Annotated in this window: 16 protein-coding genes and 1 pseudogene; 10 read left to right on the forward strand and 7 right to left on the reverse strand. The window is 53.5% G+C overall.

The window, feature by feature from the left end; translation table 11 throughout:
* Positions 1-126: 126 nt before the first annotated feature.
* The 5 genes from D9K61_RS07450 (at position 127) to D9K61_RS07470 (ending at position 9,375) form a co-directional block, all read left to right on the forward strand.
* Positions 127-3,561, forward strand: coding sequence for an AAA domain-containing protein (locus tag D9K61_RS07450; RefSeq protein ID WP_120632624.1), 3,435 nt, complete (start codon positions 127-129; stop codon positions 3,559-3,561).
* Complete coding sequence (locus D9K61_RS07455; protein ID WP_120632625.1) at positions 3,558-4,484, forward strand: DUF4238 domain-containing protein; 927 nt, start codon at positions 3,558-3,560, stop codon at positions 4,482-4,484. The genes D9K61_RS07450 and D9K61_RS07455 overlap by 4 nt, the downstream gene beginning before the upstream one ends.
* Positions 4,481-5,158 carry an HNH endonuclease signature motif containing protein gene (locus D9K61_RS07460; RefSeq protein WP_120632626.1) on the forward strand — a complete coding sequence of 226 codons (678 nt, stop codon included), beginning with the start codon at positions 4,481-4,483 and terminating at the stop codon, positions 5,156-5,158. Before D9K61_RS07455 ends, D9K61_RS07460 begins: the two co-directional genes overlap by 4 nt.
* 174 nt (positions 5,159-5,332) lie before the next feature.
* Entirely contained in the window at positions 5,333-6,553 is a 1,221-nt protein-coding gene (locus D9K61_RS07465) for a hypothetical protein (RefSeq protein WP_216825763.1), read from the forward strand.
* Between the two features lie 101 nt (positions 6,554-6,654).
* Positions 6,655-9,375 carry a hypothetical protein gene (locus tag D9K61_RS07470; RefSeq protein ID WP_120632628.1) on the forward strand — a complete coding sequence of 907 codons (2,721 nt, stop codon included), beginning with the start codon at positions 6,655-6,657 and terminating at the stop codon, positions 9,373-9,375.
* A 239-nt stretch (positions 9,376-9,614) separates the two neighbouring features.
* On the opposite strand, the gene D9K61_RS07480 is transcribed toward D9K61_RS07470, so the two are convergent.
* The 5 genes from D9K61_RS07480 to repA form a co-directional block, all read right to left on the reverse strand.
* Positions 9,615-12,080 (reverse strand): S8 family peptidase, encoded by a 2,466-nt coding sequence (locus D9K61_RS07480; protein WP_254055710.1) that lies wholly within the window; start codon positions 12,078-12,080, stop codon positions 9,615-9,617.
* Positions 11,986-13,095 (reverse strand): AAA family ATPase, encoded by a 1,110-nt coding sequence (locus D9K61_RS07485; protein WP_254055711.1) that lies wholly within the window; start codon positions 13,093-13,095, stop codon positions 11,986-11,988. Before D9K61_RS07485 ends, D9K61_RS07480 begins: the two co-directional genes overlap by 95 nt.
* Before the next feature lie 222 nt (positions 13,096-13,317).
* Positions 13,318-14,742, reverse strand: coding sequence for a plasmid replication protein RepC (repC, locus tag D9K61_RS07490; RefSeq protein ID WP_254055712.1), 1,425 nt, complete (start codon positions 14,740-14,742; stop codon positions 13,318-13,320).
* Positions 14,743-14,866: 124 nt separating this feature from the next.
* The gene (gene repB, locus D9K61_RS07495; RefSeq protein ID WP_120632632.1) at positions 14,867-15,787 is read right to left on the reverse strand and encodes a plasmid partitioning protein RepB; all 921 of its coding nucleotides are present in this window, start codon (positions 15,785-15,787) and stop codon (positions 14,867-14,869) included.
* Positions 15,787-16,965: a plasmid partitioning protein RepA gene (gene repA, locus D9K61_RS07500; RefSeq protein WP_120632650.1), complete on the reverse strand. Its 1,179-nt coding sequence runs from the start codon at positions 16,963-16,965 to the stop codon at positions 15,787-15,789. Before repA ends, repB begins: the two co-directional genes overlap by 1 nt.
* 182 nt (positions 16,966-17,147) lie before the next feature.
* Between repA and D9K61_RS07505 the strand changes: the two genes are divergently transcribed.
* Positions 17,148-18,137, forward strand: coding sequence for an NAD-dependent epimerase/dehydratase family protein (locus tag D9K61_RS07505; protein ID WP_162946794.1), 990 nt, complete (start codon positions 17,148-17,150; stop codon positions 18,135-18,137).
* A 522-nt stretch (positions 18,138-18,659) separates the two neighbouring features.
* On the opposite strand, the gene D9K61_RS07515 is transcribed toward D9K61_RS07505, so the two are convergent.
* Complete coding sequence (locus D9K61_RS07515) at positions 18,660-19,715, reverse strand: site-specific integrase (protein ID WP_254055713.1); 1,056 nt, start codon at positions 19,713-19,715, stop codon at positions 18,660-18,662.
* A gap of 56 nt (positions 19,716-19,771) precedes the next feature.
* Between D9K61_RS07515 and D9K61_RS07520 the strand changes: the two genes are divergently transcribed.
* The 3 genes from D9K61_RS07520 (at position 19,772) to D9K61_RS07530 (ending at position 21,700) form a co-directional block, all read left to right on the forward strand.
* Positions 19,772-20,017 carry a type II toxin-antitoxin system Phd/YefM family antitoxin gene (locus D9K61_RS07520; protein WP_120632635.1) on the forward strand — a complete coding sequence of 82 codons (246 nt, stop codon included), beginning with the start codon at positions 19,772-19,774 and terminating at the stop codon, positions 20,015-20,017.
* The gene (locus D9K61_RS07525) at positions 20,018-20,419 is read left to right on the forward strand and encodes a type II toxin-antitoxin system VapC family toxin (protein ID WP_120632636.1); all 402 of its coding nucleotides are present in this window, start codon (positions 20,018-20,020) and stop codon (positions 20,417-20,419) included.
* Positions 20,420-20,614: 195 nt separating this feature from the next.
* Positions 20,615-21,700, forward strand: a complete 1,086-nt coding sequence (locus tag D9K61_RS07530; protein ID WP_120632637.1) for a helix-turn-helix domain-containing protein — start codon at positions 20,615-20,617, stop codon at positions 21,698-21,700.
* Between the two features lie 201 nt (positions 21,701-21,901).
* Here D9K61_RS07530 and D9K61_RS07535 read toward each other — a convergent pair.
* Positions 21,902-22,195, reverse strand: a pseudogene (locus D9K61_RS07535) (methionine adenosyltransferase domain-containing protein); the annotation flags it as partial.
* Between the two features lie 65 nt (positions 22,196-22,260).
* Between D9K61_RS07535 and D9K61_RS07540 the strand changes: the two are divergent.
* Positions 22,261-22,463: transposase (locus D9K61_RS07540; protein ID WP_174235083.1), on the forward strand; the 203-nt coding region annotated here is incomplete at its 3' end.

Genomic DNA, 22,463 nt, shown 5'->3' on the forward strand with positions numbered 1-22,463 from the left:
TGAAAAAGTATTCACCTATTCCCGCAAGGGATTATCGTTGTGATTTGATGAGCAATAATCCGTTCGATCAGCCAGAACCAGCAATTCACACGACGTGATCATAAACTCGAAGAGTATTTTGAAGCCATGACCCTCAATAAAGAGAACATTCTCCGCTACTGGCGCGCTTCCCTCGCAGACGGTGCGCTCGGAGAAGGCAAGTTCCGACACGATGACCGCGCTAAATTCGTATCGCTATCTCAAGAAACACGTCGGTCTGGAAAACTTCCACCGAACCAGGTCGAGCAAATCTTCGAAGGCCAGGAAAAGGATGCCGATACGGTTTCAGTTCGGTTCTGGCCTCTGGTCACAGCGCGAAAGAGTTCTCATGCAGCGGCAGTCGGGGACAGAATGCCGGACATTGTGGCTCCGGTGGTCACGGAGGGGTTCGTAACCCGGCAAGGGGTTATCACACCAACCCGGAACGCCATCGCGCGGGATGTGCTGGCTCCGATCCCGCAAGGTGTTTTCTCCATCGGCGCGGTCGAAGATCTGGACAACTTCCTGACGGAACATCCGCTTTTGCTGAAGGAAGGTGAACCGGTCTGGACGCAATATCTGGCGCACTGTCGCAAAATGGTGGATTCCGTTGCGCAAGACTGGCCGCGCGGGGACGAAGATTACAAAACCATCGGCGAGGGGTTTCTTGAGACGTCCGACGGGGCATCGGCAACGGTTCGGCGTATTCTGGATCTTTATGATGTGCTCATAAAAGAGAAACCTGACACGCCGCTGCTCACCCAATACGCGCTGCCCTCTTCATCCGACGACCGTGAAACCCCAGACACCGACTGCAATTTTGGTCGGCGTCTTGGCCATTCCAACGACAAATTTCCGCTGGCCGATCATCAACGTCAGGTTCTGTCCTGCCTTTCGGATCAGTCGTCAGGCAACGTACTCGCAGTAAATGGCCCACCGGGAACCGGCAAGACAACTATGCTCTTGTCCGCCATAGCCGACGCCTGGATCCGGGCCGCTTTGGCCGAGGAAGAACCTCCCGTCATCGTTGCCGCATCCACCAACAATCAGGCGGTGACAAACATCATCGATGCGTTCGGGAAGGATTACGCGCGCGGGGAAGGCCCATTTGCCGGGCGTTGGCTGCCTGATATCAAGAGTTTTGGTCTATTCCTGCCTGCGGCATCACGGGAGGCCAGCGCCTCAGCGAAATACCAAACCGAAAGGTTCTTTCAGGATCTGGAAAGCCAGGACTACTACTTGAAAGCCAAACGGGCCTATCTGGACGCGGCTCAAGATGCCTTTCCCGAGCTGGCACAGCCAGATGTTAGAAAGATCGTGGCGGCTCTGCACAACCTGATCGTCGCGAATGTCAAATTGCTCGCCGACGCGGAGAGCGCTCGCGCATCGTTGGATGCCAGCCGCACAGCCGTAACAAAAACACTTGGCTCTGACCCGGATGCGGTGGAAGCAAAACTACTTACGACCCGGGATCTGCGTGCCGCAGACGTCGAGAGCATGAAAAGCGTGAGGCTGGCCTGGGACAAGCATCAGGCCGAAGAGTCCTTCCTCGTCTCTCTCTTTGGCTTCCTGCCACCCGTCGCACGAAAAAGAGTGCTGCGCGCCAGGCTGGCGCTGGAAAAGGCTGGGTACAGAAAAGACCTATCGGATTGCCGGGAAATTGATGCCATTGACGGTGCCGTGATGAACGCAGTGAGAGAGGCGACAGATGCCCTGCGGAACAGTGAAGCAGAATTGGCGCGTGCACAAAAACTGCGCGATGCTCTGAAATCTGCGGAAGGTAACTGGGAAAAGGCGCTGACAGCGCTTGGCGTTGCCGAACCCTTGCCAGTTGAGGAATTTGCTCAACTTGATCGCCATGCGGATTGCAGCATTCGCTTCCGCCTGTTCCTGCTGGCCACCCACTATTGGGAAGGTCGCTGGCTGCTGGCAATGGAAAAGGATCTGACCGAGATTGTTTCATCGCACAAGAAAAACGGAAAAGCCGCCGTTGTGCCGCGTTGGAGACGGCGCATGATGCTGACACCCTGTGCGGTTTCGACATTTGCCAGCCTGCCCGGCAAGATGACGTTCACGAAAGGGCCGATAGATGGCTTCAAGGAGCATCATCTGCTGAATTTCATTGACCTATTGATCGTTGACGAGGCGGGGCAGGTATTGCCGGAGGTCGCCGCCGCATCTTTTGCCCTGGCCAAACGTGCCCTTGTCATCGGTGACACCCAACAAATCGAACCGATCTCTTCTGTGCCCGGCCCGGTCGACATCGGCAACTTGCAGGATTGTGGCATCCTGCCGTCCGATTTTTCTTCTGAGGATCTGCAGGCCATCTCATCCCGCGGCTTGCGAACGGTTGGTGGCAGCGCCATGCACCTTGCCCAGGAATCCTGCGCGCTCACCCCCTACCCCGAGTTGGAGAAAGGCCTCTATCTGTTCGAACACCGGCGTTGTTATGATGAGATCATCAGCTATTGCAACGCTCTGTGCTACAAAGGCGCGCTGCAGCCCAAACGTGGTCCGGCCCAAGGCGACGATAATCTTCCTGCCATCGGATATCTGCATATCGACGGGATTGCGACGAAATCTAGCGGCAGCAGATCCAACGCGGTCGAAGCACGCACCATCGCAGCTTGGCTGGAGGACAATCGCTCCTCTCTTGAAGCAAAATACAAAAAACCACTTGAACAGATCGTCGGGGTCGTCACGCCTTTTGGACGGCAGGTTCGCGAGATTCGGCAGGCATGCGCGGATCATGGGATCGACACTGATCCGCGCAAGGGAATGACGGTTGGCACAGTTCACTCACTTCAAGGCGCAGAGCGACCGATTGTACTGTTTTCGCCGGTTTATTCGAAACACTCGGACGGATCGTTCATCGACAAATCGCCCAGTATGCTGAACGTGACGGTTTCGCGTGCAAAAGACAGTTTTCTGGTCTTCGGCGATATGGACGTATTCTCTAACGCGGCCCCGGGCACACCCCGCGCGTTGTTGGCGAGTTTCCTGTTCGCCAACGAGAACAATACGCTTCATTTCCAGTCAGAACCCAGGACCGACCTGCAACAAGATATGGGCCAATTGCTCACGCTGCGCGATGCGGCCGAACACGACGCCTTCCTGTTGAAAGCTTTGGCGTCTGATGCGGACCGGTTCGTGATCGTCAGCCCATGGATCATTGCCTCGACGATGCAACGCGTAGGTCTGCTCGACGGTTTGCGCGATGCCGCGGCGCGCGGGGCTGACATCAATATCTTCGCTGATCCAAAGTTGAATGAGGCCCGAAACAGTGATGGTGTCAGCCAACTGGAAGCTGCAGAGCGTGCGCTGTCCGATCTCGGCATCAAACTGCACAAGACCAGGCAACTGCACAGCAAGATCGTGGCGATCGGCACAAACCAGCTTTGCATTGGCTCATACAACTGGCTGAGTGCGGATCGGCAAGGAAAATACGCCCGCCATGAGACTTCGCTCGTTTACCAAGGGCAGCGTTTGAAGAAAGAGATCGAAGTGATCACCGACAGTCTGCGGCAGAGGGAGGTCGGATGAACACTGGCGCAAAACCGACGCGTCGCTGTCATTGGGTACCCCAGGCATACCTGAAAGGCTTTGCCGCCGATAATCGAAAGTCCCCGAGAATCTGGCGCCTCAGCAATCAGGCAGGTGAACCTGAGCTGAAACGGATCGACAAGGTCGCCGTTAGAAACCACCTATACACTGTAACTGAAAACGACGGCCGCCGTAACGATGCTCAGGAAAAGCGTTTCGCGGACCTCGAACAACTTTTTGCGTCGAGGGCCTGGGACAGATTGAGAACGGCTTTCGTTGACCTTTCCGACACATCGATACGCAAAATGGTCGCACTTCTGGCAGCCACACTCTATGTGCGCAGTCCAGCCAACTTCGACCAGTACAAGCACATACATGCTCGCTTCGTTTCTGAGTTTTCTGGTCCTCGCGGACTGCCCAACGCAGTCATCATGGATGGCAAACGTTTGGAACTGGACCATTCAGATTGGGAAGACCATGCCAACGCCGATGAAAACGAACTGAAGCGGAATTGGTTTGAAATTTTGAATTCGTGTGGCGACATCGCCCAGATGTTTCTGGACATGCGGTGGGCAATCATCGCTGCCGACACGCCTGTTTTTGTGACATCGGACCATCCAATTACCTTCTTACACCCCGATCTGCGGTTTCGTGGGATCAGCAATCCAGAGACTTCTGTTGTTTTTCCACTCAGTCCAACACGCGTGCTTTGCATGGACAACCGCCACAGTGAACCCGACAACCAATATTACGAAGCTCAGCACAATGGTGCTGCAGTCAACATGCTGATCTGGCAAAATGCGCTGGAACATATGTTCTCACACAGAGATCCCCATTCTGTATGCGCGGAGATTCTGGCACTTGAAGAGACCAGCGAGTTTCAAGATGTGACGAAAGAAACCTACACGGACAAATCACTATGAATAGAAAATCTCTACCCAAGAAGCTGGAAAAAGAGATTTACCAGCAATTCCAGTCACAGTGCCCATTTTGCGGCGAGTCCGATGTGAACACCCTACAGGTGCACCACATTGTACCTCACGCTCAGGTCCAGGCGCACCACGTAAAGAACCTTCTTCTCACCTGTGCAAATTGCCACCAGAAAATCGAGAATGACGTGATCGCACAGCGTGAGGTCTATGAGGCAAAATTCGATGCCGAACGGGCTTTTGAAGCCGCTACGGAACAAATGCAAAAGGATGCTGGCAGTGTTGTATCATTTAGCGGCACAAACACTGGCGTGGTGGCGAATACGGTCAATATGACGACAAAATCAAGCTCGGTGAAGCAGGGCCCAATACCGGGGACAATTGGCGCCGAATTGGAGCTTCGCAACTATGCCAAGCACCTCATCGACCGGTATCGTGAATTCAAAGAAGCTGACGTCGGCAAAGGCGCAATGAGGCATGCAGTCCTTTATAGCAGCATCAAACGGAAATTTGGCGCAAAATGGGACCACATCCCCGCCGAGTCCTTCGAAAATCTGGCGGCCTTCCTCCGAGAGCGTATCGACGGCACGCGTCTGGGAAAGACCCAAAAAGCAAGAGGACAGAAAAACTACTCATCGTTTGAAGAGCACCGCACAAAACCTCTTTGACTTTAGAACCGATAAAAACGATCCATTACCAAACCCACACAGAAAGTTTCTCCAGAATTCCGAACACGTATGGCAAGAAATCCTCATCGTCTGATTCAAGAAGCGTTATTTGACAATCTGGGCCCACTGTCTGCCCGCGAGCTGCTTGCCATGCCGCGTGACGGATGGGAAAGTTTGCGCTCGGCCCTGACAGACCAACGAAATGGAAAAGGCGATCTGATCGCACGTTGCGCGGCCTGCCAGGGGCAGATTTACATCACAACGTCCCATGATCGCCCGTTATTTGCGCATTATCAGGGGGCGGATCCCCGCTGCCCTTGGTACTCCGGGAAAAACAAACATCCCAACGACGTCCGTGCAAAGCAGTATCGCGGACAACAGGAATCCGTAATGCACCGGCGCATGTGTGACTTGATTGCGGAATTGGCAGCATTGGACGAACGGTGCGTGAGTACCATGGTCGATGAATATCTTCCTCCGACAGAGAACGCACACGGACGGTATCCGGATGTACTTGTCGAATGGCGGGATTTCGGCAGATTTGCCGTGGAATATCAAAGATCGCACACATTCCAGACTGAGCTGTCACAACGTTGCATTCACTATAACCGGGAAGGCGTACCGCTGCTCTGGCTGTTGTCATCGTTTGAACATGACCGAATTCCGCAAGCTGTGTCTGATGTTGTTCATCGCCACAGAGGTAATGCCTTCGTACTTGATCAACATGCAATTTTTGCATCTCGGGAAGAAAACACCTTGGTCTTGAAATGTTACCTCTCGAATGGAGACGGATATGATTCCCCGGTACTGACCCGGTTCGACGCGTTAAACTTTCCTGACTCGCAGTGCCCATTCTTGGAAGACCGTCTTGCCGGACCATTGTTGGAGCAGATTAAGCAGCGTCGAAAACCCTATTTCCACGCGTTACGATCCTGGGGCGACAGGATAGATAATCTACCAGTCGATGAACTGACTTCATTTCCCGAACGCAAACGGATAGATCGCCTTATTGCAGCTGCCTTTTCCATAGTCGCCGAAGCGGCTGGGAAGCCCCAGAATTTTGCCAGTGACCACGAGAACATTAGGGCCATGATGAATACGTTTCAGAATTCCGGATCGCTTGCCCCCTATGCACTTCTCCTGACAAAACTGATTGAAAACACATCGGTGTGTTCCCTTTTGAAAACCAAGGTAGGAGATCATCTGCGAAGGTCGATCGAGGGCCATCGCAAAGGGCGTATCGAACAAGTGAAGGAGCGTTCACAGGAATGGAATTTATTGCGTGAACTTCTGCCCGAAGCGCTTGACCCATTCATCCGACAGCGTCTCATCGATGCAGATGCTCTGCCCTCTTGGGCAAATGTGTCTGACCTCCGCGAGATGCAGGTCTCATAAAACACAAACATAACCGGCTCTAGAGGGCGTTTTAGGATGACGAATAACTCAGAAGATAATGGTTTAGGTCTTTGACGCAAACGACAAGACAACAAAGCCATGTGCTGGATCCCGCTCAACTCATTCGGATCGAAGCCGTGCATCGCGGCTTCCTTTTCCAGCACCTTTACACCGTTCAGTGCCTGCTGTCGGCAGCCTCTTTGTCAGCGCAAAGTATCGAAGTTGAGAACGACGAAGATGTTGAAATTCAGTTCGAGGGTCGACGTGTCTATGTTCAAGTCAAACACCGCAAGGAATCTCTTGCTTGGGGCGATATCAAAGACACTCTGACGCGTTTTGCAGACCTGCGTTCCGCTCATGTAAGCGGGGGGCGTGATGGCAAGCCAACATTCTTGATCGTCAGCACTGCGCCGCCTAATAGCCCACTTGCTGCAAAGATCGCGGCGGATGACTGGCCGGCCGATGTACAGGTTGACTGGCCAACGGCCGATCCCGAGGCACGTATCCTGCCGGCTCCTAGAGCCTCACTTCTCGAAGCGGCTAAAGTGGCCTGCCAGACAGCAGGAAAACTGCCGTTCGCAACCCTGACGCCAGAAACCCTCGTTTGGAAGCTGGCAGGTCTCGTTTCCCTCGCGGCCACTGGAGAAGATGACAGCCTGGACCACACGTTCAAAGCTGAAGAGCTACCCCGCCTGTTCGAGCAAATGATCATGCAGCTGCAGAACTTGCCTATTCCGCCATCTCCTTACCGGGTTCAGGAGCACGAACCAGATCTGCAGACAGGCGCAAGAGTCAGATTGATCGTTAGTTACTCCGGGGCCGGCAAGACCTCATGGCTTGCTCAGTCGGCACAACATGCGTCTGGAACCGTCATCTACCTCGACGTAGCTGATACACCCGGCTCTGCCCTCGCCAACATCATCGCGCGCGAGGTTGCAGGTCGCGTGTTTCAAACGGGCTATCACCTAGGAGAAATCTTTCTGCCTGGCGCCTCCGGGCTAGAGATCCTTCAGCATCTATCCCGCCGTTTGGCTGAGCAGAACGAGTTCGTCACGGTCGCCCTGGACAATGTTCACAAGCTACCCTCGGATGACGTGTTGGGTGCCATCGCAGCAGGCCGAGATCTACACTTTGTGCTTCTAGGGCGCCCTGAAGGAGATATCTCTACGCTCGAGGCGGTTCTGGGTGCCCCTCGCGAAACGCTCTTGGGATGGGCACCGGACACGGTGGCGGCAGCCGCGCATGATGAGGGCTGCCAGGGTGATGCCGCCGATTGTCAGCACCTAATCGATCTTACGGGTGGCTTACCACTCTTCGTTTCGAATGCAATCTCAGTCGCAAAATCAGACTACGGCGGATCGTTGAAGCGGCTATGCGCAGATCTCGCTCGGTCCGCGCACACCAAGGAGATCGCTCAAGACCTCATTCTCGGGCGGACCTTTGACCGATTGCCAGAAGCTGTGGCTGATGTCGCCGAATTACTCAGTCTCTGCGATGCTCCCTTAAAACGCGATGAAATGCGCTCATACATTGCAGCAGCGGGAGACAACAATCCGGCAGTTTTAGACCGTGCCCTTAGACAGCTCGTAAGTCACGGTCTGCTCCAGGTCTTTGCCGACGATCGGATCAAACTACACGATGCTGCACGTGCTGTGGGCAAGGGGCGGCTGCTTCTGCTGGGTTCCGAGAACGTGAAAGCGCGTCAGAAGGCGCTCAGGACTGTCGTTCAGAAAAGTCTTATGGACAGTTGGCACCCAGCGAAGCTTTCCCTCTTCTTACGACTGACCGGGGAAACTGGGCGTCTTGATATATTGGTCGACATGGCAACCGATGAGCTTTTCCACGAATTGGGCGTCTGGCCCGAAGTTGAAGCCTTTCTCTTGCAGGGAGTTCAGGACAAATCAGTTCCTTCCGATCAGCGGCTAAAAGCGCTGGATGCACTTGCATTCGCCGATATCAGGGCTGGTTCCGACCGAGCCGTATCCTGGCTGGATGAAATGGACACTCTCATTGAGGCCGACAATCTTGGGTATGAAGAACGGCTGCGTGTCGGCATGAAGCAGATGGGCCTCTTAGCCAACAATGGTGACGAGCGCAGCGCGATGCGTTTGGTCTCAGACCTTACCCCTATCGTCGAAGATCTCTCTCCAAGTCATCAGCGTGTGTTTCAATACAATGTCGCCTGTGCAGAACTCGCACTGGGTGCCGCAAATGCCGCAGCCCAACGGGTTCTACCGCTCATAGAGGACTATTATGAGCTGATTGGGCTGACACCGGAAAAGGTAATGGGAAATGATGCGTCAGACTTAGTGCGGATGCTGAAGGAAGGAACAGATGTTGACGACATCAAGCATCTTGCAGACTCTCTCGATGTTCTCGCCAAGGCTGGAGACATATTGGGACAATCTTCACCGTTCACTCGCATTCATGCACTGAAGTTTTACGACTTGGCGCGCGCGCCAGAATCGTTGTTTCGCGTTGGGCAGGATCTCGTGGACCAGTTCATCAGCAAGCACGACTTCGACGGTGCGCTAAACATGATGGAAACCATTGTTCTACCTCAGCTCCAGCAATGGAAGCCCGCCGCCTACATGATCACAGTGCGTTCTCACTACGCGGTCGTCCTGGCCTTTTGCGAACGATATACAGAAGCTGAAGCAGAAATGGCACGCCTTAGACCCTATGAGCCCGGTCTTGCTCCTCTAATACAACAAGAGCTCAAAGACCAACGTGAACTGATTGCGCAATTGCGCAAATACGGGCCGCCTCCCAAGTGGGTGCCTGGTCCAACCAGTCTCGAAAGCACCACAGATCATCCTTAAACGCGAAACTCGATCCCTCGAAACTAGGACATACAATTGTTCAAAAACCGGGGGCAACGAATGCCGCCCTTGTGGATCAGGCGAGAAGTACACGCGATGCCATGATTGATGAAGGCCGGGTGCACCTATGGTCAATTCGACCCTATTCTGTAGAACACGCGACTTGATCTGACTTTTTTGCTCTTTTGGAGCGCAAACAAGGAGTGTCGGTCAAATGAAGCTCAATCTCCCTATTGCCATCAAACTGCCACAACAGCCTGGGCTGACACCAATGCATCAACAACAGCTTGCACCTCTGCAAAGAGCTCCGCCTGCACTTCTTCAGCATCGATTTCGACGATAAGAGCATATCTGACAGTGGGCAGCTCGCCTTGCAACAGCGTCTTTGATTTCCACCAGCCAGAAACAGGATGAACGGCGATAAGATTGCGCCGAGCAAGATCAGAAGCCTTGCATGTCAGTTGATCAATGTGAAGCGATCCGACATCACGCCTGTTACGTCCATAGTCCCAGAGATCTTCTTCTGCACTTTGTGGACCATCCGGTTGTTCCGCAAGCTTACTGATACGGGCCATAAATCTTTGTGCATTTTCATCTGCTCGGTTCAGTTTGAAACGAAGATTGTGCGAAGCATACCGATATTTGGAACCACGAGAGGCCTCTGACGGGTTGGGTGCAATGAAGGTACTCAACGTCACGCGCAATGTGACTTCTGTATTACCAAGTGTCCTCAGTTGCTCAATTGGCCAGGGTAAAGCGAACAGTTTCATTTCGTTGTTGATGTCACCGCCGGTTTTCTCGGACAAACCATATGGGGTGATCGTGTCCTCAACGATGAGCGTTAAAGCGTTGGACGCACTACGGCGGGCACGATTGAGGTCTGGAACCCCATATCCATAGCGCTGGAACAGGGTGGCATAGTCGCCTTTGTTTGGCTCGGCTGGGAGGTGCGACATCATTTGAGGCGTCCACCGGGCCGATGATACATAGAGCCCGCGCACGGTTTCTGGCCAAAGGCTTGGATATTCGGACCAAAGTTCGGAAATGCCTTTTGCAGCCAATGCGGTCGCCGCACTTGTGTCGTAGGTAAAGGTAAATGAGCGTAGCGGATAGTTATGGTGCGTCGAGAGCATCGACAACCAACCGTGCCTCATGGGTGGTGGGTAAGCACTTGCAGCCCAATTTCCTCCTTCTAAGACAACATCCGGTTTGAGCGGCCAGGTCGATGACCAGGATGCTGTCCTAGAAGCGGGTGACAGATCACCAAACGGTGCTAACGGGGTCGCAGGTTCGCCATTCGGTAGCTGTGTTTTTTCGGTGTATGCTCCGACAGATACCGCATTCCACGCTTGCGCGGGAGACTCGATCTCGTTGTCTTCGTGATCGCATCTATTCAAATAGTCGCCGGCTGCAAAGCTGAAGTTATCTGTATTTCCTGCGGAAACAAGCATAAGGCGGGGTTCGTTTGTCATGCCGGATACGCCTGACGCCAACTGATCGAGTTCACTTGACCACGAGGTTGGTGCGCCATCATGTGGAGAGTCCTCACTAGTCGTCGTGGTCATGGTGAAAGTTCGGCGACGCAGGTTGTTTTGCTCTACAGTGTCGACTGCGTTTCGCGTTACGGCGCCGAGAAGATGGTGAGGATTCGCACCAGCATCTGGCAGTAGTTTGACGGATTCCAGACGGTTTCCAACTCGAACTGGATTGGCTTGACTAAGATTTGGTGTCAGATCGCCAAACAAAGCAAGACCAGCCATCTGTGTCCCATGACCTGTGGTGTCTTCCACACTCCAAGCCGGATTTGCAGCATGGCGATCGGCAGCATCAAGCGCAGGTTCAATCAAAGGATGTGCACGACTTACACCAGTATCCATCAAAGTCACATATCCAGGGTTTGGATGTGGAGGGAACTCTGTTCTTTGCAAGAGCTCGTCCACCCATTGGGCTTGTTCCTGCACATTCATCCCATCAAAGAATTCCGCCGTAACAGTAGGTGCAGCCAGTGCACGAACGCCCCCAATGCGTCGGATTGCATTTGCGAGCGCAACACGTGTGCTATGAACAATAATGACGACATCTTCGGGGAAAGAAAGCCGCTCCTCACCAATCATTACCCCATATTCTGGTGCGCTTTGCGTAAAACTATCAACTTCACTAGGATCCAGCCAAATTTCCCAATTTGATGAACCGTTTTCTGCTGGAAACTTCACATCTGGGCTACGCCAAAGGGCACGCAATCCCGCCTCTGTAATAGCTGCTACACTCTGAACGAGATCTGCGTTTTTTGGCCGGCCGGGAATAACCTCGCCATCTTTTACGCGGTCTTTGGTGTTTTCATGTTGAAATTCACCAACTTTCTTGCGGAGCTTTTCGACACCTTTGGCCGTTGCAAAAACCGTCGCGCTTTCCTGATTGGTATCGCTCCGCGATCCATCTTCGTAATGCAGAAGCGTCAAATTGCTGGCATCAAGACTTTCGCGTTTCAAACGTTCGTTTGGGCGCGATTTGACTTCGAGATAAACACCTGGGAGATCACTCTTTTTAATATCTGGAAGAGCGTCGATTGCCTGAAGCAATGCCTGAGCATGAGCGGCGCGATTCAGAACATCACTTGGACTTTTTGACCCGCCCCCGCCCTTGGCCTGAAACGGATGCGGCTTGCCCAGATTGCGAAGATGAATGTGTCGAAGGTTTCTTGCCAATTCCGTCTGTTCCTAAACCTTGAAGCGCGCGCCGTCGTTCAATTGCTGCTATCAAATCTTGTGTCGTAATTTTATCTGTATCTGCGAGAACTGCCCGCCGGGCCGCATCTTCGGCGGCGGCGACAACGTCAGCGGTAGATAATCCTTCTGCAAAGTCGGTGACCTTCTTCCAACTCATTCTGGCAATGGCAAAACCGATTAGACGCCGCTCTATTGCTTGTCGAATAGACGGCGCATCAGGCATCTCATACGGAAGCACCAGATCGAAGCGTCGCAGAACCGCACGATCAAGAATTCCCGGCAGATTTGTGGTTGCGACAACAATGGATGGGCCTGTATCTTCGTCCAAAAACTGCAAAAAGGAGTTAAGAACGCGTCGAGCTTCGCCGACATCGTTCTCGTTACCTCGAGCTGCGGCCAACGCGTCGATTTCATCAAAGAGGTAAACACCACGTGTCGTCTTGATGGCGTCGAACACCATTTTGAGTTTTTGCGCCGTCTCTCCCATGTACTTTGTAATCAAACCATGCAGGACGACCGAGAATAGTGGATACTGAAGCTCTCCAGCAAGCGCCAGTGCGCTGAGTGTTTTCCCCGTGCCAGGAGGACCAGACAGAAGAACCCGACGACGCGGTTTCAAACCCCTTTCTTCAAGCTTTTCCCGCATTCTGGTTTCAACGACGATATGAGCAAGCTCATCTTCAAGACGAGAAGGTAGAATGACATCGGTCAGACGTTCAGCCGGATATGACGCCGCAAGAAACTCTGCCATATCCCCGCGCGGTGCAGCGATAGGCGTTATAGCTGGAACACGAGATACAGCTGGCTTTTGACCAGCCTCGGCCCATTGGCGCAATTGTTCAGCCAGGCGAGTATGGCCCTTTTGCTCTTCGCTCGCAGAAAGTTGCATCGCAAGATCGAAAAAACGATCCTTGTCGCCTTCTGCGTGGCTCTTAACGAGACCAATGAGTTGTTGAGCCGATGCCATAGCTTCAATATTACCCTTTGAAAACAATAGAAAAGTTTCCTAACCCATTTATTTTACACAACAAAATACAAACAAGCTAGACATAACACCGCCTCGGCCCGAAATTGTGGCATTTTGATCTGTCCCAGTGAAACTGAAAAAGGCAACCTAACTGAGCAGCAAAAATCATGAGCCCTTGAGATGAAATTTTTGGTTTCTGAGCGCAGAACATTCCGAATAAAACCACATATTTTGGACATGTTCTCATATTCACGCCGCCTGCCCGCTCATCCGGCCATAGAAACTGCGTTCGAGATGCAACTCCCCTGCCCTCGCCTTTTCAATCATGCCTCTGAGATATCCACCTGGGGACAAAACCTCACCCGTGGCGTGTTTATCGTAGATCAGAGCAATCACTGCGGCCGCAACTTCTGGTCCAAAGGTGTTTTGCGCAACATTCCAGGCATCTTTGGAGATCCCGGCAACACCCCTGAGCTGACCTGCAGCGCGATGCACATCGTTCCAGTCTTTCAGATAGCCACAAAGCGATCGTGCCATTTCAGCAAATTCGGGACAGGCCTGCATCAATGTTGGAATATCAATATCAGACTTGGGCCTTGTGGTATGTGTACTCCACTGGATATCTTGATCCTGCTTATCCAGCCTTTCCACATTATCTGACGGTACGGAGTCTTGCACCACGCCCGCCGCGTGCTTTGTTTCAAAGCGATTACTTTTTACAGGATCAGGTTTATTTGTAGTTAGTATATGGGTTTCAGAAACGGTACCCGTGGGTGTCATTTCTATAGAATCTAACGCTACTTCTTCCTGTGTTATCTTGACGTTATCCACAAGTTCGGCATCAGATTTTTGCGGCCAATCAAAAGCGGCCTCGAAAGCCTCCTCTACCCTGCCCTTCAGGTCTGTGAACCAGTCAACCAAATCCAGCAACTTCTGAGCAGACACAGAGCGCCCTGGAAGGCGTTGAAGCATCGTGGCGAACTCTTCCTCAAGATCACGCCACGGCCCTCTCAGGCGGCTCTCCATCGCTTTCTCGATCTTTGCCCGGATAATTCGTCGAGCCACAGTGATGGTGTTGCGCAGAGAGGCGCAGAATTGGCGTTCTTCCTGTAATACAGCATGAAGCGCCTCGAACTCTTCTGCGCGGGCAGCCAGTGGCGCCAGATCAAAGCCATAGGCCTCGACAATATAGCCATCATCGCCTCTGCGGCCCCAGCGTTTGCCATTGGGGCTGTCTTTCATGGCAATCACGCCGATGTCGCACAATCTGCGGACGTGGCGACGTAGAGCCGACAAAGACCAGCCGAGCTGTTCGGTCAGGAAATTGTTCGAGGCCCAGACAATTGGCCGCCTGCCCTGCTCCCAGTCCTGTGGCTGTGCAACTGCAGCCAGTGTGTCCAGGAGTAGCATGTCAGGGGATTTCAACCCGATCGCTGCGCCGACTTTCTTACACGCCACGACAGCCCTCGTTTTGGGTATATCTACTCGTTCGCCGGCTTGGGCATGCTGCTCAGCAACCACAAGGCCCGGCGTCGGCTTGCGCCAACCCGACGATTTGCCACCATTTGGCATACCTATCCCGTTCTGAGACTTGCTAGACTCAGGTGCTCTCTGTAGAGCTTCATTAAATTGTTCCATATCTTGCCATTCGGCAAAGAAAACCTGTTCGCCCAAAGGCGTTTTTTGTTGTGCAGCGAATCAGGGGCTGATACTGTTTAGGTGCTAATCAAAAAACAGCAGCGCTTCGGCGCATGTTACCCCCTCATCAGTTGCTGCTGGTGAGGGTTTTCTTTTCTGCCTACTCCTTTCTGCTCGTTGCCTCGAATTCGCCGTGTGCTTTTTTCAGCACTTCGTCGAGATGTTCATCTAGCCAGTTAGCAAATGCACCCTTCTTAACCACAATATTGATGCCTTGCCCTGACTTAACTGTAACGCCGGGTATCGGTGAGCGTTCTTGATTGACGCGCGGCGCCGCGCCGCGCTTGAGGGTTTCTTTGATCAGTTGGTCCAAACGTTGATCGGAAGTCAGATGTTCCAGTTTGCTCAAAGTTACGAGTGCGTGTTTTTCTGTCAGCTTTCCTGCCTCAAAGGCATCTGCAAGTTGAAACCACTTTGGCCGACCTGATGCCGGAGCGGGTCCAATCTTGACGCCAACACTGCGGGGCACCACCTTAGAAGCGCGGCTCAACTGAGAAACCGCGTTTCGGCTCACACCAAGAACTTCGCCAACTTTTTTTGTAGTTTTTCCTTGAGACAATATCTCAGCAGCGAAAAGTGCTTTCTCGTAAAAGCTCAATCCTCTTCGGGCAGCATTTTCGAGCCCTTTGGCCATAAGTGCGGTTTCGTCGTCCATCTCCTGAACATTTGCACGAACTGATATCTCTAAATCCGCGCAAGCTTTTACACGGCGACGCCCATAAATAACCTCAAAGCGCCCAGGTTTTGACTTTGACGGGCGAACGAGGGCTGGTACTTGTTGACCTTGTTCCTTGATGGAATTTTTGAGAACCTCAAAAGAACCATCGTCCTCAAGTGTAACAGCTGTTACATCCTCTTCCAGACGATCTGCTGGCCCCCAGTCGTCAATCAACCCCGGGTCCAAATCTCGGATTGCTTGAAGAGAACTTTCAAAGGCGCGCATCACGGGAATTTCCGCCTTAATTGCTTCCCCCTGCCCCTTTTTGACGGCCTCATATGCATTCAGAACTTTGCGAGCCATTATGTCTTCTCCCGTTCCCAGGTATTTTCGATCATCGCCCTAATTTCTGCCCCAACTGCGTCCATACTGGCGCGTGCTCGATCGTAAGTACTCCGAGTTACTTCCGCACGGTCCAGTTCGTAGATGGTTTGCTTTAGCATTGTTGCATCTGAAACAGCTGTCGATTTATAGCTGGTCGCGCTCAGAACCATGTCGGTAAAAAGAGCACGTAGAAACCCAACAAGTTGCTGTGAGGGCCCATCTGTAGGTTCATCTCTGGTGACGAGAAAACGAAAATGATCATAGTGCAACTCGGCACCATGTTCGGTGATGACCTTCATGTAGGAGCTCACGAGCTCCATAAACAATGCAGTAGATGACAAATCCATCATGGAAGGCGTCAACGGCACAAGTAGAGAGGTTGCTGCCGCCATACCTGTGAGGGTAAGAATATCAAGTTCCGGAGGGCTATCGATCAACACAACATCAAATTGATCTTGAACTTGTGCGATTGCGTCACGCAAACGGGTGTGAAAATTACCGGTCGCCCTCGCTTCCATTTTGAATTCGCTAAGAATCAATTGAGCTGGAGCAAGTGACAGCCCAGGCAGGAATGTTGGAACTACAACATCCTCCATTGGGCTTGGATCATTTACGGTAATCGCATCGTAAATTGTTTTACTGCCAAACTCGGTCTGTGGATCAATGCCACACATCCCTGTCAAGGAACCTTGTGGATCAAGATCGATCAGAAGAATGCGAAAGCCATGTAACGCCAGATAATGCGCGATGTGTGCAGTCGCCGTAGTCTTAGAGCACCCGCCCTTGAAGTTCATAAGCTGCCAAACCTGTAAAGGCTCGCCTTCACGCCGCCACGGGAGATACTTCCCAGGAATGCGAGCCTGTTTGTCCAACAGCTTTCGACACTCCCACAATTCAGAAACAGAATAATAACGTCGGCCGTTCCGGTTAACACTGGGTTCAGGCAACGTCCCATCGTTATGACACTTCCGCAGGAATGGAGGGCTTGCGTTAAGAAGTTCTGCTGCTTCTGGTGCTGAGATTAAGCGCATGCTCTTAGTGTGATCTGGAGCAAACGCTTGCAGTAGATGACCCTTGACAGCAGACTTTAGTCTTTGAGAAACTTGAAGCGCCAGATCAGCAGGTGCGTCTGCTTCAATCGGTGTCATTAAATCCATGCGGTACTCTTTTTCTGCCCTAGTGTTCACTTTTCGCGATACTTGAAGCTAAAGAGTACGATTCTTGCATCTATGTCAACCCTGTGGTTCTTAACCACACGAGGTGTAACAGCTGTTACACCCCAGGCTGTTGGCAAAAAATAGTAGATTCATTTGTAGTCGGCTTGCGAGGTGAAATCCAATTGACCGGATTCCACGCCAAGGCTAGCGTCTCGACAACATCAGCTAAAAGTGCGGGGACTCCTTTGAAAAATATATTGGTTATAGGCGGGTCTGGCTTTGTCGGCAAAGCGCTTATTCCGACACTCTCAAATGCGGACAATAAGGTCTCGGTATTGAATCGTGGAACCCATCGGGTTGAAGGTGCTTCGCAACTCATTGGAGATCGTAATGATTATCAAGACATTGCCCGGCACGCCGGCGCATTTGATGTTGTCATTGATACCAGCGGATATACACGCCAGCAGGTCGAGACTGCATTTTCTGTGTTTGGCAGCTCCGCCGGAAAGTGGATACACCTCAGCAGTGCTGCGGTGTATCGTGAAACGCTTGACCATCTGCCAAGTGAGATAGATGTCTTGGGCGGTGCTGAAATTTGGGGTGAGTATGGTGTGGACAAATCGGAAGCCGATGAATTTCTGATCGGGCAAAGTGAATGCCCAATCGCGATTCTGCGTCCCCCATACCTTTATGGACCAAACAACGCGAATGACCGAGAGACATTTGTTTGGTCGCGAGTGCTGACGGAACGGCCGATTGTCGTTCCCGGCGATGGTTCAGCACAGTTCCAGTTTCTCCATGTCCAGGACCTAGCGAACATAATAGCTCACCTCGTCGATACTGATTTTGGCGCGCATGCAATCTATAATATTGCCGAACCTGAAACGATGAACGCGGAACAGTGGGTCATACGGGTAGCCGCCGCAGCTGGCGTAGAAGCAGATATTATCTCTGGGGAAACTCGAGCGGCGGGTGTCGCGCCGCGAAAGTACTTTCCGTTTAGAGACAATACCTGTGCTTTGGATGTGAGCCGGTTTGTTCGAGATTTTGATTGGGCTTTCCAGTTCAGTTTCGATCAAGGGATCAAACGCACATTTGCCAGCTATGACCGGGCAATCTTACCGCAATTCTCGCTCAGCACTTCTGAAGAGTTATGCATTCTCGGGAACTGATGCTCGATCTATTTGGCAACGACAGTCGAATGGTTGTCCATTTATTGCTTGCTCTACAGTGGTACTACTGTTTCGACGTGCATATGTTGAAAAGCCCTGTACCCTGCAGGGCCGAGCTTGAAATGGCCACGCTTGAAAGCCTGGTTCTTCCTATCACATGCTACACAAAGTGGACGCAGCGTTTGATTTTGGCTTCATCCGTGTTTTGACCGAGGAGCTATACCACCCCGACAATGTGCGCACATCAATGCCTTCGGGCATCCACCACTTTTCGCATTGTTCCCTTTAGAAATCGATTCAGAAGTTGGCGATTTGTCGCTCCAATTTGTTAAACACTTCAAATCGGTTCATGAAAAACAGCCGCAGCACATCCGGTGTTTTAGAACTGTCACGTGCCAGAGAAATGTGTCTATGATTGCCCTGTCAGAAGAAAGCAGTAAGTTCTAAAAAATATTTCTCCATGCCATGTAGATCACCGGTATTCGCCGCATCCTGCGTGGCTACGAATTCGACAATCAAATTTCACTCCCCCAACAGATCCGCCGCCGGGTTCTCTGCCACATCGACATCGTCGTAATACTTCTGTGCCTGTGCGGGCGAGCGGTGCAGCGACAGGCGCATGGCAGCGGGCAGGGGAGCACCGTCCAGCGCGGCCTGGGTCAGAAACCCGGAGCGCAGCCCATGCGGTGAGGCATAAGAGGCATCCAATCCGGCCCCGGTGAGCAGGCGTTTAACAATCTGCGACACGGCCGCATCGGACAGCCGTTTCTGTCCCAAGGCGCCGGTGCGGGTAATACGCCGAAACAGCGGTCCTTCAGTGATCTCCGCCGAATCAATCCAGGCCACCAATGTGCGGGCCGCCAACCCCTTGAGCACCAACTTTGGCGTGGCGCCGGAACTGGTGGTTTTGGTCAGCGGCAGGGATATCCAGACCAGGGTTTTATCTTCGAACTCCTCCAACCCAATATCCCGCCGATCGAGACTGACGATCTCGGAGCGCCGTCGGCCGCCAGAGGCCCAACCCAAGAGCAGGATCGCCCGGTCGCGCAGCCCGCGCAATCCGGGACCGCCGGCCTCAAGTAACCGCAGCAAAACCTCACGGGTGATCGGGTGGGCGGACTTCGGGGCAGGGGGGCGAGACATCGCCTTACGCGCCTTGGCCCGGGCCTGTCGCACCATCGGCGCGTCAAACGGGTTGGTTAGATTGCGCATCCGGTGAAAGGCGCACCAGGAGGCAATGCGCCGGTTCAGGGTCGATGGGGCCGGGCAGGTGAGGGATTTGCGCATCCCCATGGTAATCAGCTGATCCGCCGTCTTCCGGGCCCGGCCGGAGGCATTACTCAGATTCCGGCTGTGATCGAGAATGAAGCGCAGTGCCACCTCCTCGCGCTCGGGCCAGGTCAGCACTTCTTTGAAAGCCGCCTGTTTCCACGCCGTGAGATAGATCAAATCCCGCTCATAAGCCCGCAGGGTATTTTCCGGCGTGCCGCGCACATAGAGGTCGTGCAACGCATCGCGATCCTCAGAATCCAAAGACGGTGGGGCAGGGGGGTGATAGGGGGCGATTGGAGTCATCATGACTTGAGTTTTCCCCACTGGCTAGCTATATAGCTAGATGCGTATTGGAGGCAAGCATGACCTGGACATTGCAAGACGCCAAGAACAAGTTTTCGGCTGTGGTGGACGCCGCGCTGGCCGGCACGCCGCAGCAGGTCAGCCGCCGCGGCAAACCTGCGGTGGTCGTGCTGAGTGCGGAAGACTACAAATATCTGCTGGCGGATGCGGTTGAGAGCCGCGAGAGCTTCGCCGATCATCTGCTGGCCTTTCCGGGGCCAGAGGTCGAGCGCGCGCAGGTCAAGCCGCGTGATGTGGACTTGTGAGTGTATATCATTGACACGAACGTATTGTCGGCCGCGCGTCGGCCAGAGCGGGCGCCACAAGTTGCCGCCTGGTTTGAGGGCAAGCCGGAAACCACGCTCTTTCTCAGCGCCATCACCCTGGGCGAGATTGAGCGCGGGATTCACCAGCAGGAACGAACCAATCCGGGGTTTGCCCATGATCTGCGTCTCTGGCTCGATCGCACGACGCTTGTGTTTGGGGATCGCATTCTCGACTTTGGCGGTGAAGACGCGCGCATTTGGGGCCGATTGAGCGCCGAGCTTGGCCACACAGGTGCGGATCTGATGATCGCGGCGACGGCGCTGCGCCATGGCGCCACGGTGGTGACCCGCAATACCAGCGATTTTGCGCCCACTGGTGTTGCGCTGGAAGATCCGTTCTGATCCGACATGGCAACTGCCGCAGGGCAGGGGGCACGCTCTCGTCGTGCTGAGTATTTTCAAACGGGTTTTCATGCGCTGAGCGTGACGAGAATGCCCTTCTTTGTCAACATGCGATAAGTGTTAATTATCGCATGTTGATGCCTATCACAGAAAACACCTTTGTAATCCGCATTAAATAGTTATAGTGCGGATATAATGAATAAGCGCAACATATTTATGGGCACGTTTGAAGAGCCAGGCACTCCCCGATCCCTCTATGATCCACCTGACGAAGCGGAAGACCTGTGGTTCCTGCCCGACCCAGATGACGCACTCGACATTCACGACATCCCCTTGCCAAAGGTGCAGAATGATCCACTGGTACGACCAGATGAATGGATCGCCGCGCAGGGGACTCATGCCGCCCTGCTTGCCCGGGCCGCGTTGGCGGCGGGACAACTCGACATGGTGGTGGCCGGGATGGGACCAGATGCGGGACAGGGGGCTCTGGAGCGCCTGGCCTTGCGCGAGGTCGAGGCACTGGCCTGGGCTGCCGGCACACCGATCTCGCTCGAGGAAATCGGCCGTGACCAGCTGCAAGCCCGCGTCACGACCGACCCCCGCGCCCTGCAACAGGCGCGGTGGGCCGTAAGGCGGTTGATAGCGGACGGGCCCACGGATGACCTCAGAGGCTTTCTCGGGCTGCATCGCGTCGAGAGTCAGGTTGTACCACGCGGCCTGCGAGGGCGGATCACCGGGAAAGAATTTGATGAGGCAGCAACGGAGTTTTGGGCAAACCTTGCTGCACTATCTGACGCGCATGTCTTCACCCAAGCCGCCTTCGCCCGTTATCTGTGGCGACTGTCTGAACTCTCAGCCGAAGAAGATCACATCGAAGGCGCGGTCTGGGCCGCGAAACGGATGGCTCAAGGCTGTCTCACCCTGACCTTTGTGCCGATGGGGCAGGGGGCGCGACATCCACATGGCGGCGGGAGCGAAGACCTCGGATCTCACTTCACGGCCATGGAGGCCGGGGCGAACTCGGCACGGATCGAGCTGCAACGCCTCACCATGTGGCGGGACCGCGCCAGAGACCAAACGGCATTCATCAAAGGCACCAACCCAGCCCGCATCATCTCCGCCCTCGTGGCCAAACCCATGGCAACTACAAAAATGATCGAGCAGGCCGTCGGCACCTCCCGCGACACGGCCGAGAGATTGCTGGCCCGAATGCTGGAGATGGGGTTGGTCCGAGAAGTCACCGGGGCCAGCAGGTTCCGCATCTGGGCCGCGAAGATTTAGAACTCACTTGGAAAGACAAGACCCGACACAGAACAGCGCGCCCAACCACCGGATGCCCGCCCCACGTAGTCTCTTTGGGGATTGGACGTTGCATATCGAATCAGGACTGATCGGACGGAGCGTGCAAAAAAGAACCCGGCTCAATGCCGGGCTAAGTAGGTGGCGACTGGGAGCGCCACACAGGGAGGAGAAAAGGTGTTTTTAGTTGGCTAGTACTGATTCAATTATTGTGTTGTCGTGCCCGCAAGCTCTTCTTAATGTTTCAACAAGATCTGTGCGCTCCCACGTAAAACCACCATCATATTCAGGTGTTCGCCCGAAATGACCATAGGCCGCTGTCCGTTGGTAGATAGGACGATTGAGGTTAAGATGTTGACGAATGCCACGCGGGGTCAAGTCCATGGCTTCACTAACCGCTTTTTCAATCGTTTCTGACGAGACTTCGCCGGTACCATGCGTGTTGACATAGATTGAAAGCGGCTTTGAGACTCCGATGGGGCTTTGTTGCACAAATGGGGCGAGGGATTCCCTGTTTGAATCCAGTGGGGTAGCAACGGTGCATGAGCAGTTGGTCCCCTACGAAGTACAAGACCAGGAACTGGCCTTCGTACAACACAGCGTTGAAGCAGCGCGGTTCGCTATCGATCTGGCTTGATCCTGAGATGGAATGGTACGCTTCGTCGACCGGCAAGCGCGGTCGTCAGCGCGAGTTTAGCGACGCGGCAATCCAGGTTTGCCTCACGATGAAGGTGCTATTCGGCAT

It is taken from the genome of Ruegeria sp. EL01 (genome assembly GCF_900313035.1).
GTDB lineage: Bacteria > Pseudomonadota > Alphaproteobacteria > Rhodobacterales > Rhodobacteraceae > Ruegeria.

What these genes read in the sequence shown, in the direction of transcription:
- D9K61_RS07520 (WP_120632635.1), top strand. Translation starts at nt 19,772, where the DNA reads ATGACCTGGACATTGCAAGACGCCAAGAACAAGTTTTCGGCTGTGGTG.
- repA (WP_120632650.1), bottom strand. Translation starts at nt 16,965, where the DNA reads ATGGATTTAATGACACCGATTGAAGCAGACGCACCTGCTGATCTGGCG.
- D9K61_RS07455 (WP_120632625.1), top strand. Translation starts at nt 3,558, where the DNA reads ATGAACACTGGCGCAAAACCGACGCGTCGCTGTCATTGGGTACCCCAG.
- repB (WP_120632632.1), bottom strand. Translation starts at nt 15,787, where the DNA reads ATGGCTCGCAAAGTTCTGAATGCATATGAGGCCGTCAAAAAGGGGCAG.
- D9K61_RS07515 (WP_254055713.1), bottom strand. Translation starts at nt 19,715, where the DNA reads ATGATGACTCCAATCGCCCCCTATCACCCCCCTGCCCCACCGTCTTTG.
- D9K61_RS07450 (WP_120632624.1), top strand. Translation starts at nt 127, where the DNA reads ATGACCCTCAATAAAGAGAACATTCTCCGCTACTGGCGCGCTTCCCTC.
- D9K61_RS07530 (WP_120632637.1), top strand. Translation starts at nt 20,615, where the DNA reads ATGAATAAGCGCAACATATTTATGGGCACGTTTGAAGAGCCAGGCACT.
- D9K61_RS07460 (WP_120632626.1), top strand. Translation starts at nt 4,481, where the DNA reads ATGAATAGAAAATCTCTACCCAAGAAGCTGGAAAAAGAGATTTACCAG.